This window comes from Sphingobium sp. VMM (assembly GCF_056790315.1).
Genome location: NZ_JBXGSI010000009.1, coordinates 152,661 through 166,288, shown reverse-complemented (window position 1 = coordinate 166,288; position 13,628 = coordinate 152,661). Strand labels below are relative to the sequence as shown.

At 66.1% G+C, this 13,628-nt stretch carries 14 protein-coding genes; 10 read left to right on the top strand and 4 right to left on the bottom strand.

Features of this window, described 5'->3' with window-relative positions; translation table 11 throughout:
* Window positions 1-31: 31 nt before the first annotated feature.
* The 10 genes from ACUCV3_RS13660 to ACUCV3_RS13615 all read left to right on the top strand — a co-directional run bounded on the left by ACUCV3_RS13660 (window position 32) and on the right by ACUCV3_RS13615 (window position 10,273).
* Window positions 32-2,074 carry a protein-disulfide reductase DsbD family protein gene (locus ACUCV3_RS13660; protein WP_122928223.1) on the top strand — a complete coding sequence of 681 codons (2,043 nt, stop codon included), beginning with the start codon at window positions 32-34 and terminating at the stop codon, window positions 2,072-2,074.
* A complete protein-coding gene (locus ACUCV3_RS13655) occupies window positions 2,074-2,811 on the top strand; it encodes a TlyA family RNA methyltransferase (RefSeq protein ID WP_048937798.1) in 738 nt (245 codons plus the stop codon). Before ACUCV3_RS13660 ends, ACUCV3_RS13655 begins: the two co-directional genes overlap by 1 nt.
* Before the next feature lie 88 nt (window positions 2,812-2,899).
* Window positions 2,900-3,964 (top strand): efflux RND transporter periplasmic adaptor subunit, encoded by a 1,065-nt coding sequence (locus tag ACUCV3_RS13650; RefSeq protein ID WP_048937799.1) that lies wholly within the window; start codon window positions 2,900-2,902, stop codon window positions 3,962-3,964.
* 4 nt (window positions 3,965-3,968) lie between these two features.
* Complete coding sequence (locus ACUCV3_RS13645) at window positions 3,969-7,073, top strand: efflux RND transporter permease subunit (protein ID WP_482240685.1); 3,105 nt, start codon at window positions 3,969-3,971, stop codon at window positions 7,071-7,073.
* Between the two features lie 18 nt (window positions 7,074-7,091).
* On the top strand, window positions 7,092-7,640 hold the full coding sequence (locus tag ACUCV3_RS13640) for a TspO/MBR family protein (protein WP_048937801.1): 549 nt from the start codon (window positions 7,092-7,094) through the stop codon (window positions 7,638-7,640).
* A gap of 40 nt (window positions 7,641-7,680) precedes the next feature.
* Window positions 7,681-7,992, top strand: a complete 312-nt coding sequence (locus ACUCV3_RS13635; protein ID WP_004211090.1) for an accessory factor UbiK family protein — start codon at window positions 7,681-7,683, stop codon at window positions 7,990-7,992.
* A 42-nt stretch (window positions 7,993-8,034) separates the two neighbouring features.
* Window positions 8,035-8,541 carry a type III secretion system chaperone family protein gene (locus ACUCV3_RS13630; RefSeq protein ID WP_004211091.1) on the top strand — a complete coding sequence of 169 codons (507 nt, stop codon included), beginning with the start codon at window positions 8,035-8,037 and terminating at the stop codon, window positions 8,539-8,541.
* A 23-nt stretch (window positions 8,542-8,564) separates the two neighbouring features.
* Window positions 8,565-9,380 carry a pyrroline-5-carboxylate reductase family protein gene (locus ACUCV3_RS13625; RefSeq protein WP_048937802.1) on the top strand — a complete coding sequence of 272 codons (816 nt, stop codon included), beginning with the start codon at window positions 8,565-8,567 and terminating at the stop codon, window positions 9,378-9,380.
* A gap of 62 nt (window positions 9,381-9,442) precedes the next feature.
* A complete protein-coding gene (locus ACUCV3_RS13620) occupies window positions 9,443-9,946 on the top strand; it encodes an asparaginase domain-containing protein (RefSeq protein WP_004211094.1) in 504 nt (167 codons plus the stop codon).
* A gap of 81 nt (window positions 9,947-10,027) precedes the next feature.
* Window positions 10,028-10,273 carry a hypothetical protein gene (locus tag ACUCV3_RS13615; protein WP_004211096.1) on the top strand — a complete coding sequence of 82 codons (246 nt, stop codon included), beginning with the start codon at window positions 10,028-10,030 and terminating at the stop codon, window positions 10,271-10,273.
* Between the two features lie 38 nt (window positions 10,274-10,311).
* Here ACUCV3_RS13615 and ACUCV3_RS13610 read toward each other — a convergent pair whose 3' ends face one another.
* The 4 genes from ACUCV3_RS13610 to ACUCV3_RS13595 form a co-directional block, all read right to left on the bottom strand.
* The gene (locus ACUCV3_RS13610) at window positions 10,312-11,469 is read right to left on the bottom strand and encodes a pyridoxal phosphate-dependent aminotransferase (protein WP_048937803.1); all 1,158 of its coding nucleotides are present in this window, start codon (window positions 11,467-11,469) and stop codon (window positions 10,312-10,314) included.
* A 145-nt stretch (window positions 11,470-11,614) separates the two neighbouring features.
* Entirely contained in the window at window positions 11,615-12,142 is a 528-nt protein-coding gene (locus ACUCV3_RS13605; RefSeq protein WP_004211100.1) for a CarD family transcriptional regulator, read from the bottom strand.
* Between the two features lie 246 nt (window positions 12,143-12,388).
* Entirely contained in the window at window positions 12,389-12,727 is a 339-nt protein-coding gene (fdxA, locus tag ACUCV3_RS13600; protein WP_004211101.1) for a ferredoxin FdxA, read from the bottom strand.
* Window positions 12,728-12,886: 159 nt separating this feature from the next.
* Window positions 12,887-13,567: a YiaD family glycine zipper/OmpA-like lipoprotein gene (locus ACUCV3_RS13595; protein WP_026108966.1), complete on the bottom strand. Its 681-nt coding sequence runs from the start codon at window positions 13,565-13,567 to the stop codon at window positions 12,887-12,889.
* Between the last annotated feature and the right edge of the window lie 61 nt (window positions 13,568-13,628).

Here is a 13,628-nt window from a genome sequence, read left to right as displayed (position 1 = left end):
GCCCCCTTGCATCCACCCGACCAGAGGCCCGATGCGGATTTTTCAAGTCATATTCGTGACGCTCGCCATGCTGGCGGGGCTGTCGATCGCATCTCCCGCGGTGCAGGCCCAGGCGGCCTTTGGCGGCGGCCCGGCGCATATCGCCGCGCTGCTGATGGCCGAAAGCACAGCGCCTGCGCCCGGCAAGGGCACGACCATCGCCTTTGCCATGAAGCCGGAAAAGGGTTGGCACGGCTATTGGGAAAATCCGGGCGATGCGGGCCTGGGCATGACCGTGACCTGGACCTTGCCCAAGGGCGTGACGATTGGCGCGCTGCGCTATCCGGTGCCCGAGACGCTGCTGATTTCGGGCCTGATGAACCATGTCTATGAAGGCCCCTATGCGGTGCTCGCCAATCTGGGCGTGGCGCCGGACGTGGCGGCCGGCACCCGCCTGCCGATCCGGGTGAAGGCGGAATGGCTGGCCTGCACCGACAAGATCTGCGTACCCGAAAGTGGTGAACTGGCGCTGGAACTGGTTGCGGGCGATGGCAAGGTGGTGCCGGCGATGCAGGCACGCTTCGATGGCTGGCGCGGCCATCTGCCCCGGCCGCTGGGCAGCGAGGCTATCTATCAGATCGTCGATGGCAAGCTGCGCCTGTCGGTGCCGTTCCCCGCCGATGCGCAGGCGCGCGAGGTTCACCTCTTCCCGCTGAGCGACGGGCTGGCCCGGTTCGCCGCCGCGCAGAAGGTCAGCCGCGAGGGCGACCGGCTGCTGGTCGAGACGCAGGCGGGCGAGGGTTTCAAGGGCGGCGCTGCGCAGGCGGTACTGCGGACCGGCGACCATGTCGGCTTCCTGCTGAGCGCCAAGCCCGGCGAGGTCGCGGCGATCGCGGCCAAGGGGCTGGCGGGCACGATATTGCTGGCGCTGGGCGGGGCGATATTGGGCGGGCTGCTGCTCAACGTCATGCCCTGCGTCTTCCCGATCCTGGGGTTGAAGGCACTGAGCCTGGCCAAGGCAGGTGGCGACGAGCGGGCGGCGCGGCGTGAGGCGCTGGCTTACACCCTTGGCGTGATCGTCGCCTGTCTGGCTTTGGGGAGCCTGCTGCTGGGGCTGCGCGCGGCGGGCAGCGCGGTCGGCTGGGCCTTCCAGTTGCAGGATCCGCGCATCATCCTGGCGCTGCTGCTGCTGGTCAGCGCGATCGCCTTCAACCTGGCTGGCCTGTTCGATTTGCCGGCCTTTGGCGGCGGTGGCAAGCTGGCGGGCAAGGGCGGCATGGTCGGCGCCTTCTGGACCGGCGCGCTGGTCGCCTTTGTCGCGACGCCTTGCACCGGGCCGTTCATGGGCGCGGCGATGGGCACGGCGCTGGTGCTTCCTTTGGGCGCAGCGCTGGCGATCTTTGCCGGCCTTGGCCTTGGTCTGGCGCTGCCTTTCCTGCTGCTTGCCTATCTGCCTGCGCTGCGCAATCGCCTGCCGCGTCCCGGCGCATGGATGGGCCGGTTGCAGCGCATCCTGTCGATCCCCATGTTCCTCACCGCGCTGGGCCTTGCTTGGCTGCTGGGTCAGCAACGCGGGGTCGGTGGCATGACCATCGGCCTTGGCGCGGCGCTGGCGTTGGTGCTGCTGCTCTGGTGGCTGGGCATGCGCCAGCGCACGGGGCGTGGCGGCTGGTTGCAGGTCGGCGTCGGCGCGGCGATCCTGCTGGTCGGTGCCGCGATGGCATTGCCCGCGCGCGCGCCGGCCGTTGCGGCAGCGGGAGAGGGGGGCGTCGTCGCCTTCGACGCGGAAAAGCTCGACGGGCTGCGCGCCGCGAACAAGCCGGTCTTCCTCTATTTTACCGCCGACTGGTGCCTGACCTGCAAGGCCAATGAGGCCGCCGCGATCGAGCGGGCGGAGGTGCGTGCAGCGTTCGAGAAGGCGGGCGTCACCGTCATGATGGGCGACTGGACCAATGCCGATCCGGCGATTACCCGCTTCCTCGAAGCGCAGGGCCGTTCGGGCGTGCCGCTCTACCTTTGGTACGCACCGGGCAAGGAGGCCCAGACATTGCCGCAGCTATTGACCCCGTCGACCCTCACCGGACTGGTGCGCTGATGGCCAAGATTCGCGCTGACCAGTTGCTCGTCGACAATGGCCTCGCCGAAAGCCGGGCGCGGGCGCAGGCGCTGATCCTCGCCGGCCTCGTCTATCTGGGCGACAAGAAGGTTGAGAAGGCGGGGCAGCAGGTGCCGGACGACGCCGAACTGGACGTGCGCGGCCGCGACCATCCCTGGGTCTCGCGCGGCGGCATCAAGCTGGCCCATGCGATCGACGAATATGGCATCGACGTCACCGGTTTCGTCGCGATCGACGTCGGCAGTTCGACCGGCGGCTTCACCGACGTGCTGCTGACCAAGGGCGCGGCAAAGGTCTACGCCGTCGACAGCGGCACCAACCAGCTAGCCTGGAAGCTGCGCTCCGACGATCGAGTCATCGTCCATGAACAGACCAGCGCGCGTATCCTGACCGACGCCCATATCCCTGAGCCGGTCGACATCATCGTGTGCGACGCCAGTTTCATCAGCCTGGCCAAGGTGCTGGAAAAGCCGATCGGCTTCGCCCGGCCCGGCGCGCAACTGGTCGCCCTCATCAAGCCGCAGTTCGAGGCAGGGCGCGAGGAAGTGGGCAAGGGCGGGGTGGTGCGCGATCCCGCCATCCACCAGCGCGTCTGCGACGAAGTCGCTGCCTGGGTTCGTGAGAAGGGCTGGGAAGTGCTTGGAATCACGACCAGTCCGATCACCGGACCGCAAGGAAATGTCGAATTTCTGATTCACGCGCGGCTTGGCGGATAATCGCGCCAGCTTCGTTACCCGCCCTGCGATACATTTTGACACATTCCATGCGGTTGTGTCCGTCACAAAGGCCCGTTAGCCCCTCGTCATGCGCTCGACCCTGCCTGTCATTCTCGTTGCCCTTTGTCTTGCCGGTTGCGGCGGAGAGAAGGAAAAGAAAGCTCGCCCGCCGGCGCTGGTGGAGGCGGTGGCGATTGCGCCCACCCGCTTCACCGACAATGTCGAGGCGGTCGGCACCGCACTCGCCAATGAGCAGGTGATATTGTCCGCGCCGGTGACCGAGCGGATCGACCTGCTGAACTTCACCGATGGCGGTTTCGTGTCCAAGGGGCAGGTGATCGCCCGCATGGCCGTGGGCCAGGAAAAGGCCGAGCTGGCTGCGGCCGAGGCAACCGCGCTACAGGCCGACCAGCAGTTGAAGCGCATCCAGGCGCTCAAGTCGCGCGGCTTTGCCACCGGTGCCACGGTCGAGCAGCAGATCGCGCTCGCCAGCAGCGCCCGCGCCAATGCCGACCTCGCCCGCGCGGGCATCGGCGACCGCACCATCCGCGCGCCGTTCAGCGGCTGGGTTTCCCTGCGCACGGTCTCGCCCGGCGCGGTCATCACCGCCGGCACCGCGATCGCCACGGTCAGCGACATTTCACGGATCAAGCTGGACTTCACCGTGCCCGAGACGCGGCTGTCGATGATCCGCGAGGGCATGCCGATCAAGGCACTGTCCGCGGCCTGGCCCGACCGGCCGTTCAATGGCACGATCGCAACGATCGACCCGGTGATTGATCCCGCTACCCGCGCCGTGCGGGTCCGGGCGATCATGCCCAATCCCGACAAGGCGCTGAAGCCCGGCATGCTGCTGACCGTCAGCGTCTTCTCGCGAGAGCGCCAGTCTCTGGGCGTGCCCGAACTGGCAGTGATCGGCGATGGCGACGAACGCTTCGTCTTCGTGCTGGACGGTCGCACCGCCAAGCGGACCAAGGTCGAAACCGGCATCCGCCAGAACGGCCTGGTCGAAATTCTGGGCGGCGTGAAGGCGGGCCAGCAGATCGTGACCGAAGGCGTGGTGAAGCTGACCGACGGCGCGCCGGTGCGCCTGGCCGGCGACAAGAAGGGTGATGACGACAAGGGCGGCAAGGCCGCCAAGGCCGCCGGCTAAGCCGATGCAGCTCTCCGATCTTTCGGTCCGCCGGCCGGTCTTTTCGGCGGTGGTTGCGGTGCTGATGTGCATCGTCGGCCTGGTCGGCTATTTCAGCCTGTCTGTCCGCGAATATCCCGATACCGATCCGCCGATCGTCTCGGTCGAAACCACCTATACCGGCGCCGCCGCGTCGGTGGTGGAAACCCGCATCACCCAGCAGATCGAGGATGCGGTCGCCGGCGTGCAGGGCATCCAGACCATCACCTCGACCTCGCAGGACGGCACGTCCAACATCAATATCGAGTTCGATCCCTCGCGCGACATCGACAGCGCCGCCAATGACGTGCGTGACCGTGTCGGGTCGGTGACGCAGGATCTGCCCGAGGATGCGCTGGCGCCCGAGATCCGCAAGGTGGATTCCGACGCGCGATCGATTCTGTTCCTCGCCTTCTCGCGCCCCGGCTGGTCGCCGATCCAGATCAGCGACTATCTCGACCGCAACATTGCCGACCGCTTCGCCGCGATCGACGGCGTCGCCCGCGTCACCATTGGCGGCGAGGCGCGTCCGTCGACGCGTATCTGGTTCAACGCGGAAAAGCTGGCCGCCTTCGGCCTGACCCCGGCCGATGTCGAGGCGGCGCTGCGCACCCAGAACGTCGAATTGCCCGCCGGCCGCTTTGAATCGAAGGATCAGAACCAGACGCTGCGCGTCGAGCGGCCCTTCGCCACGCCGGACCAGTTCGCGCAGCTGGTCGTGGGCCGGGGCGAGGATGGCTATCAGGTGAAGCTGGGCGATGTCGCCCGGATCGAGGAAGGGGCCGAAAACCCCTATAGCAGCTTCCGTTCCAACCAGGGCACGGCGATCGGCATCGGCATCATCCGCCAGTCGGGCGCCAACACGCTGGAAGTGGCGCAGAAGGCCAAGGCGCTGATCAAGGAGCTGGAGCCGACCCTGCCCAAGGGCATGCGCGTGGCCATCGGCACCGACGAATCCCTGTTCATCGAACGCGCGATCGACAATGTCTATGACACGCTGATCGAGGCGGCTCTGCTCGTCATCCTCGTCATCTTCCTGTTCCTGGGATCGGTGCGCGCGACGATCGTGCCGGCCGTGACGGTGCCGATCTGCCTGCTCGCCACCTGCGCGGTGATGTGGCTGCTGGGGCTGTCGATCAACCTGCTGACCCTGCTCGCTTTCGTCCTCGCCATCGGCCTGGTGGTCGACGACGCGATCGTGGTGCTGGAAAATGTCTATCACCGCGTCGAACAGGGCGAAGATCCGCTGGTCGCCGCCTATCTCGGCACGCGGCAGGTGGGCTTTGCCATCATCTCGACCACATTGGTCGTCTGCGCCGTGTTCGTGCCGGTCATGTTCCTGGCCGGCCAGACCGGCCTCTTGTTCCGCGAACTTGCCATCGCGATGATCGCGGCGATCGGCTTTTCGGGCTTCATCTCCTTGAGCCTCGCGCCGATGCTCTGCTCCAAGCTGCTGAAAAATGCCGAGCGTGGCCGGCTGGCGCGCTGGGTCGATGATCGCTTCCAGCGGATCGAGCATGGCTATGGCCGCTGGCTCGACTGGACCTTGAAGAAACCTCTGATGCCGCTGCTGGGCGTCGCGATCTTCCTGGGGGTCGCCTTCTTCCTCTTCACCCGCCTGCCGGCCGAACTGGCCCCGGCCGAGGATACCGGCGTGGTCGAGGCCAATGTCAACGCGCCCGAAGGCACCGGCTTCGACCGGATGATGGCCTATATGCAGAAGATCGAGAATGATCTCGCCTTCCTGCGCAAGGATGGCACGCTGCAGAATCTGGTGATCCGCACACCCGGCGGCTTCGGCACCACCGACGATTATAACAACGGCAATGTCATCGCCTTCCTGCGGCCGTGGGAAGACCGGACCATCACCACGGCGGAAGTCGCGACCATCATCAACAAGGTGATCGCCGACCAGCCGGGCGTGCGCGGCAATGCCGCGCCGCGATCGGGCCTGGGCCGTGGTCGCGGCCTGCCGGTCAATATCGTGCTGGCCGGCTCCACCTATGAGGGGCTGGTGGCGGCGCGCGACCGCATCATGCTGGCGGCGGCGAGCTATCCGGGGCTCATCAACCTCGACAGCGATTATAAGGAAACCAAGCCGCAGATGCGGATCGAGACCGATCTGCAGCGCGCCGGCGACCTGGGCGTGTCGGTGAACGATGTCAGCCAGGCGCTGCAAAGCCTGCTCGGTTCGCGCCGGGTCACCACCTATGTCGACCGCGGCGAGGAATATCGCGTGCTGGTGCAGGCGGAGCGGGACGGGCGCCAGACGCTCGCTGATCTGGAACGTATCCAGGTGCGCAGCCGCAGTGGCGTGCTGGTGCCGCTGTCGGCGGTCGTGACCGTGCGCGAAGTGGCCGGGCCGCGTCAGCTCAACCGTTACAACAAGCTGCGCGCCATCACCCTGACCGCCGCGCTGGCGCCGGGGACGTCGCTGGGGCAGGGGCTGGCCTTCCTGGAGGATCAGGCGCGTCAGTCGCCCGAGGTGCTGGCGATCGGCTATCGCGGCGAAAGCCAGTCGCTGCGTGAGACCGGCGGGTCAATCTGGATCGTCTTCGGCCTCACCATCCTGATCGTCTATCTGTTGCTCGCGGCCCAGTTCGAAAGCTTTATCCATCCCGGAGTCATCATCGCGACGGTGCCGCTGGCGGTGGCGGGCGGTGCGCTGGGCCTGGCGATCACCGGCGGGTCGATCAACCTCTACAGCCAAATCGGCATCGTCATGCTGGTCGGCCTGGCGGCCAAGAATGGCATCCTGATCGTCGAGTTCGCCAACCAGCTGCGCGACGAGGGGATGGAGATTGCCGAGGCGATCCGCGAGGCGGCCAAGCGGCGTCTGCGCCCGATCCTGATGACGTCGATAGCGACCGTCATCGGCGCGGTGCCGCTGGTGCTGCGCGGCGAGGCCGGTGCGGCGGCGCGCCATTCGATCGGCGTGGTCATCGTGTTCGGCGTCAGCCTGGCGACGCTCATCACCCTGTTCCTCATTCCCATTTTCTATTCGCGCGTTGCCAAGCGCACGGTTTCTCCGCAAACCGTTGGTCGCAAACTGGATTCGGCGCTCAAGGATTCGCCCGAACCCGCCGAATAGCTTGGAGCTGCGTTGCCGATGAACGAGATCGCGTCCCAGGGTCAGTTGCGTCTTGCCTATCTGCGCTGGGCGTTGGTCACGGTGCCCGCGATCGTCTTTCTCGGCTTCCTGTCGGGCAGGCTCGCCAATAGCGGTTTTGGCAATCGCTGGTTCGCCTCGCTCAACCTGCCGGCGCTGATGCCGCCGGGCTGGGCCTTCGGCGTCGCCTGGACGATCCTCTATATACTAATGGCGCTGGCCTTCGCGATCGTGCTGCATGCGCGCGGGGCCAGGGGGCGGGGGGCGGCGGTCGCGCTGTTCCTGGTGCAACTGGCGCTCAACCTTGCCTGGTCGCCGCTCTTCTTTCGCGCGCATCAGGTGGGGGCGGCGCTGGGGCTGATCATGGTGCTGGCGCTGCTGGTGGCGCTGACCGCCGCCCTGTTCTGGCGGATACGTCCCTTTGCCGGTGCGTTGATGTTGCCCTATCTGGTCTGGCTGGTCTTTGCCTCCTACCTCAACTATGAGGTCGGCCGCCTGAACCCGGATGCGCACAGGCTTGTCGCGCCGGCACTCCAGACCCAGATATGATTTCGGCGCATCCACGCGCCTGATACGAGGATAGACGATCATGCAGAGCGAGAACCGCTTTTTCGACGACCTGGCCAAGCTGGTGAACGGCGCTGCCGGCACGGTCGCGGGCATGACCCGCGAGTTCGAATCCAATGCGCGCGAACGCGCCAAGGAATGGATCGGCGGCGTCGACTTCGTCAGCCGCGAGGAATTTGACGCGGTCAAGGCGATGGCCGCCGCCGCGCGCGAGGAAGTCGAACTGCTCAAGGCCCGCCTCGACGCGCTGGAAGGCAAGGCGCCCGAGCCGGTCACCAAGACCGTGCGCGCCGCCAAGACGAAAGCTGTGGATAAGGATGCGGGCGCCGAGTAAGCGCCCTGTCCTTTCGCCGCTTGCGGTGATAAAGGCGCGCCGATGATGGATAGCGACGAATTTGAGAATGGCGGCCATGAGGCCGCGCCGATCGACATGCTGGCGGCCTTTTACGAGGCGCATGGTTGGAGCTATGAGCAGGTCGGCGAGGATGAGATCGTCGCGAGCACCCAGGGGTCGTGGGCGCAATATGAGCTGCGCGGCATCTGGCGCGACGAGGATCAGGTGCTGCAGCTGCTGGCGCTGCCCGACATCCGCGTCAATGACGACAAGCGCGCCGTCATCTACGAGACGCTGGGCCTGATCAACGAACAGCTCTGGCTCGGCCATTTCGAGCTGTGGTCGTCGAGCGGCATCATCCTGTTCCGCCATGGCGCCTTGCTGGGGCAGGGCGGCACGCTGACGCTGGACCAGGCGCAGGTGCTGATCGAGACCGCGATCGACGAGTGCGAGCGTTTCTATCCGGTGTTCCAGTTCGTCCTGTGGGGCGGCAAGAGCCCGAGCGAGGCGATCAGCGCGAGCCTGATCGAAACCCGCGGCGAAGCCTGACATATCTGCCTGAAAGCCTGACCATGACCATTGCCTGCTGGCCCGAACATCTTTTCCTTGTCGGCTGCGGCAACATGGCCGGGCAGATGCTGACCCGCTGGCTGGCGTGCGGGCTCGACCCCGCCCGCGTCACCGTGCTGCGGCCGAGCGGAAAGCCGGTGGCGCAGGGCGTGACCGTCGTCACCGCCTATCCCGACGCGCTGCCGGCCGGCACCACCGTGCTGCTGGGCATGAAGCCCTATCAGATCGCCGATGTCGCGGCCGGGCTTGCGCCGTTGCTGACGGCGGAGACGCGGCTGGTGTCGATCCTGGCGGGAACACCGATCGCCGACCTGCGCCGGCATTTCCCGGCGCCGCGTGATGTCGTCTGCGCCATGCCCAACCTGCCGGTCGGGCTGGGCGAGGGGGTGGTTGCGCTCTACACCGATGCGGCGACGGATGCGGCGGCCAAGGCCGACATTGCCGCGCTGATCGCGCCGCTGGGCCTGGCCGAATGGATGGGGGGCGAAGCCCTGTTCAATCAGGTGACGGCCCTGTCGGGCTGCGGCCCGGCCTTCCTGTTTCGCTTCATCGATGCGCTGTCGCGCGCCGGCGAGGCGCTGGGCATTCCCGCCGATCAGGCCGCACGCATGGCGCTGGCCACGGTGCAGGGATCGGCGAACATGGCGGCGCGCGCCAGCGTCAGCCCGGCCACCCTGGCGGATCAGGTCGCCAGCCCCGGCGGCATGACGCGCCAGGGCCTCAATGTGCTGGACGCCGACAATCGCCTGCTCGACCTTCTGACCGACACGCTGGTCGCCGCGCGCGATCGGGGTGCGGCGATGGCGCGGGGCGAATAGGGACGGTTCCGGTCGGCGCCATTATCCGTTAAGGGGGCGCGATCGATATACGGAGTCCGTTCATGCTGTCCCCCGAAACCCCCATCCTGCTGCTCACCACCGGTGGCACGATCGACAAGGTCTATTTCGACGCCCTGTCCGACTATCAGGTCGGCGAGACGGTGATGGCCAAGCTGTTGCAGGTGGCGCGGGTCAAGCGGCCCTTCCGCATCGAGGAAATCACCCGCAAGGACAGCCTGGAGCTGGACGACACGGATCGCGCGCTGATCGCCGCCCGCGTCGCCGCCGCGCGTGAGAAGCATATCGTCATCACCCATGGCACCGACACCATGACCGAGACGGCCAAGCTGTTGCAGGACATTCCCGGCAAGACCGTCGTGCTGGTCGGTGCGCTGGCGCCGGCGCGCTTTGGCGAGAGCGATGCGAGCTTCAACCTTGGCATGGCTTTCGCCACCGCGCAGGTCGCCGAGCCGGGCGTCTACATCACCATGAGCGGATCGGTTTTCCGCGCCGACAAGGTGGTCAAGGACCGCGCCAAGGGCGCCTTCGTCCCGACCGGCGAGTAAGGCGGGCCAGCGGGGCGGCTGAAACCTTTGCCCGCTCTCCGGCATTGTTGCCCCCACGGGGTGACAAAGAGGAGAGACTATATGGCAGATTATCAGGAACGCCCGGCGCCCACGACCACCATCATCGAAAAGCGCAGCGGCGGCGGTGGCACGACCATCGCGATCCTGCTGCTGGTCGTGGTGGTGGCTGTTGCCGCCTTCTTCCTGATCAGCAGCCAGACCCGCAAGGATGATGCGGTGTCGAGCGCGGCGAGCCAGGTCGGTCAGGCCGCGAGCGATGTCGGCGACGCCGCCAAGGATGCCGCCGACAGCGTGAAGGGCAATTGATCCAAAGGGCCAGCTTCCACAGCGAAGCCGGCCCTTTTTCAGACCATGATCCTGTCGAGGGCGGCGCAGAAGGCCTGCATGTCGGCCATGGAACCGACAGTGACGCGCGACATGGTGGGCCAAGGCGCCCAGTTGCGGCCGATGCCGACACCCGCCGCCAGAAACTGGGCCTGCACGCCGGCCGCCGGCTTGCCCCAGTCGACCATGAACATGTTGGCGTCCGACGGAATGAATTTGACCCCGCGCTTGGTGAGATGGGCGAAGGTGAAGTCGCGCGCGGCGATCATCTCGGCCCGGCGCTGCTCGATCAGCGCCTTCTGCGTCAGCGCCACCGTGCCGCACACGACCGAGGGCAGGGGCAGGTTGGTCGACATGCGCTTGCCGTCGTAGCGCATCATCCTGGCATGCAGGTCCGGCCGCGCGATGGTGGCGCCCAGCCGCATGCCGGCCATGCCGAACAGCTTGGAGAAGGTGCGCAGCACGATCACGTCCTTGCCCTGCGCAACCAGCGGCGCGGCCGACTGGCCGTGCGAGAAATGGAGATAGGCTTCGTCCACCAGGACGATCGATCCGGCCGGCTTGTTGGCGACCAGCCATTCGATGTCGGCCACCGGCGTCAGCGTGCCGGTGGGGTTGTTGGGCGAGCAGATATAATAGAGGCCGGCGTCCGGATTGGCCGCCAGCATCGCCTTCACGTCATGACGATAATCGGGCGTCAGTGGCACCTTCGTCACCTTGGCGCCGGCCCATTCCGCCGTGCCCCAGGGCTGTTCATAGCTGACATCGGCGGTCACCAGCCCCTTTTGCGGCGAGCAGAAGGCGACGACGATGCGCGAGAGCGGATCGCTGGACCCCGGCCAGGGCAGGACATGATCGACCGGCACGCCCTCGATCGTGGCGAGCGTCTTCTTGAAGTCGGTGACTTCGGTGCCGGGGTGATAGAAATTGGCGTGGGACACGATCTTCGCCGCGGCAGCCTGGGCGACGGGGAAGGGGCCGGTCCAGCATTCGTTGGAGCCGATCCGCACCTTGGGGAAATTGCCTTCTTCCGGGCCGTCATTGCGCTGCGCCCAGACCGGGGTGCCGGCGGTGGCGACCGCCACGCCCGCGCCCAGCACGCCCAATATGCGGGCGGCGTCGCGGCGCGAATAGCCGCGCTGGATCAGATCCTGCTGCGCGTCATTCTGGTCGTTCATGGCTATTCCCCTATGCGTCCTGAAGAACGGTTCGGGGGAGTCAACGGACGAGGGCGGGATTCCCGCAATGGCCCCGCCGTAACGAAGAAGGGCGCCCCCTGGGAGGGCGCCCTTCGTCATGTTTCAGCCTGTTCAGGCGAAGCGATCAGCCTTCGACCTTGGCATATTTCGGCGCGGCCTCATTGAGGATGCGCAGGATCTTCTGCAGCGCAGTGGGCTCGTCGGTCTCTTCCATCGCGGCGAGTTCGCGGGCGAGGCGGCTGGAAGCAGCCTCGAAGATCTGGCGCTCGGAATAGCTCTGCTCGGGCTGGTCGTCGGCACGGAACAGGTCGCGGGTCACTTCGGCGATCGACACCAGGTCGCCCGAATTGATCTTCGCTTCATATTCCTGGGCGCGGCGCGACCACATGGTGCGCTTGACCTTGGGCTTGCCCTTCAGGGTTTCCATCGACTCCTCCAGCGTCTTGTTGGAGGACAGCTTGCGCATGCCGACGCCTTCGGCCTTGTTGGTGGGAACGCGCAGCGTCATGCGCTCCTTTTCGAAACGGAGCACATACAGCTCCAGTTCCATGCCCGCGATCTGCTCCTTTTGGAGTTCGATCACACGGCCCACGCCGTGCTTGGGGTAAACGACATAATCACCAACGTCAAAGGACAGCGCCTTGGCAGCCATTTGAAACCTTTCTATTCAACCGGGGAACGGGCCGTCGCGGGGCAGGTGCAGCAGGGGCACGAGTCGGGGAAAGTCCGCGGCGTCACCGTCAAGACATGATGCGAATACTCCAGGACGAACGCGACCATGTTCGTCCGCTGGGCGCTATTTAGCAGATTCGTAACAAAATTGCCACCCCCGGACACAAAGTCTGGGGGTGCGGCACAAAATGGGACGCTGCGCCTTGATGGCGCAGGATAATATCGATCAGCTGCCCTCGCCGGGTTCAGGCGAGAAGAACTGCTCCAGCTTGTTCTCTACGCCGCTCATCGCGTCGGCGTCAGCCGGGGCTTCGCCCTTGACCGTGATGTTGGGCCATTCGGCCGAATATTTGGTGTTGAGTTCCAGCCACTTTTCGAGGCCGTTCTCGGTGTCGGGCAGGATAGCCTCGGCCGGGCATTCCGGTTCGCACACGCCGCAGTCGATGCACTCGTTGGGATTGATGACCAGCATGTTCTCGCCCTCGTAGAAACAGTCCACGGGGCAGACCTCGACGCAATCCATATATTTGCAGCGGATGCAGTTGTCGGTCACGACATAGGTCATTGTAGGGCACTCTTTGGGTTGCGACAGCGGCGGCCCTGCTATGCCCGGCGCGCGCGAAGGTCAATGAGGATAATGTTGACGGGGGCGTAGGGGCGGTTTTGTGCTGTCGGCAGCGCAGATGGTCGGTCGGGCCGCCCGTTCGAGCGGCCCGAGCCATTGTCAGTTGCGCACGTCGGATTCGGTGACGGGCGAGATCTTGATTTCGACGCGGCGGTTGGCGGCCTTGCCTTCCTCGGTCGCATTCGACGCGATCGGCTGGGTTTCGCCAAAGCCGCGCGTGGCGATGCGCGCCGACTGGACGCCATGGCTGGTCAGATAACCGGCGACCGACTGGGCGCGGCGTTCCGACAGCGTCTGGTTATAGGCGTCCGACCCGTCGCTGTCGGTATGGCCATATACGTCGATATAGGTCTTGGGATATTGCGACAGGATCGAGGATACCTCGTCCAGCGTGGGGCGGAACTGCGGCTGGACGCTGGCGTCGTTGAACGCGAAGGTGATGCCCGAGGGCATGCGCAGCAGCAGGTCGTCGCCCTGGCGGATCACGTCGACGCCGCTGCCGGCGGTCTGCTGGCGCAGCTTGCGTTCCTGTTCGTCCATATAGGAGCCGATGCCGGCGCCCGCGATCGCGCCGATGCCGGCGCCCAGGATCTTTTCGGTGCGGTCATGCCGGCCGCCGACAAGATCGCCCAGCAGATAACCGCCCAGCGCGCCGCCAATGCCGCCGATCGCCGCCTTCGACATGCGCTTCTGCCCGGTTTCCGGGTCGGTGGTGCAGGCGGTGGTGGTCAGCATCGCGGCCAAGCCGGCGGCCATCATGATCCGGTGCGAAATCCTCATTCTTCTATTCCCTTGTCCTTGGCATCCGCGTGGATGGATGCCTCCCTAATAACCCAGGCGA

Excerpts from the sequence above, each read along its gene's own strand:
- ACUCV3_RS13620 (WP_004211094.1), top strand. The coding sequence starts at position 9,443 with ATGCTGTCCCCCGAAACCCCCATCCTGCTGCTCACCACCGGTGGCACG.
- ACUCV3_RS13615 (WP_004211096.1), top strand. The coding sequence starts at position 10,028 with ATGGCAGATTATCAGGAACGCCCGGCGCCCACGACCACCATCATCGAA.
- ACUCV3_RS13625 (WP_048937802.1), top strand. The coding sequence starts at position 8,565 with ATGACCATTGCCTGCTGGCCCGAACATCTTTTCCTTGTCGGCTGCGGC.
- ACUCV3_RS13645 (WP_482240685.1), top strand. The coding sequence starts at position 3,969 with ATGCAGCTCTCCGATCTTTCGGTCCGCCGGCCGGTCTTTTCGGCGGTG.
- fdxA (WP_004211101.1), bottom strand. The coding sequence starts at position 12,727 with ATGACCTATGTCGTGACCGACAACTGCATCCGCTGCAAATATATGGAT.
- ACUCV3_RS13605 (WP_004211100.1), bottom strand. The coding sequence starts at position 12,142 with ATGGCTGCCAAGGCGCTGTCCTTTGACGTTGGTGATTATGTCGTTTAC.
- ACUCV3_RS13595 (WP_026108966.1), bottom strand. The coding sequence starts at position 13,567 with ATGAGGATTTCGCACCGGATCATGATGGCCGCCGGCTTGGCCGCGATG.
- ACUCV3_RS13635 (WP_004211090.1), top strand. The coding sequence starts at position 7,681 with ATGCAGAGCGAGAACCGCTTTTTCGACGACCTGGCCAAGCTGGTGAAC.
- ACUCV3_RS13610 (WP_048937803.1), bottom strand. The coding sequence starts at position 11,469 with ATGAACGACCAGAATGACGCGCAGCAGGATCTGATCCAGCGCGGCTAT.
- ACUCV3_RS13630 (WP_004211091.1), top strand. The coding sequence starts at position 8,035 with ATGATGGATAGCGACGAATTTGAGAATGGCGGCCATGAGGCCGCGCCG.
- ACUCV3_RS13650 (WP_048937799.1), top strand. The coding sequence starts at position 2,900 with ATGCGCTCGACCCTGCCTGTCATTCTCGTTGCCCTTTGTCTTGCCGGT.
- ACUCV3_RS13660 (WP_122928223.1), top strand. The coding sequence starts at position 32 with ATGCGGATTTTTCAAGTCATATTCGTGACGCTCGCCATGCTGGCGGGG.
- ACUCV3_RS13640 (WP_048937801.1), top strand. The coding sequence starts at position 7,092 with ATGAACGAGATCGCGTCCCAGGGTCAGTTGCGTCTTGCCTATCTGCGC.
- ACUCV3_RS13655 (WP_048937798.1), top strand. The coding sequence starts at position 2,074 with ATGGCCAAGATTCGCGCTGACCAGTTGCTCGTCGACAATGGCCTCGCC.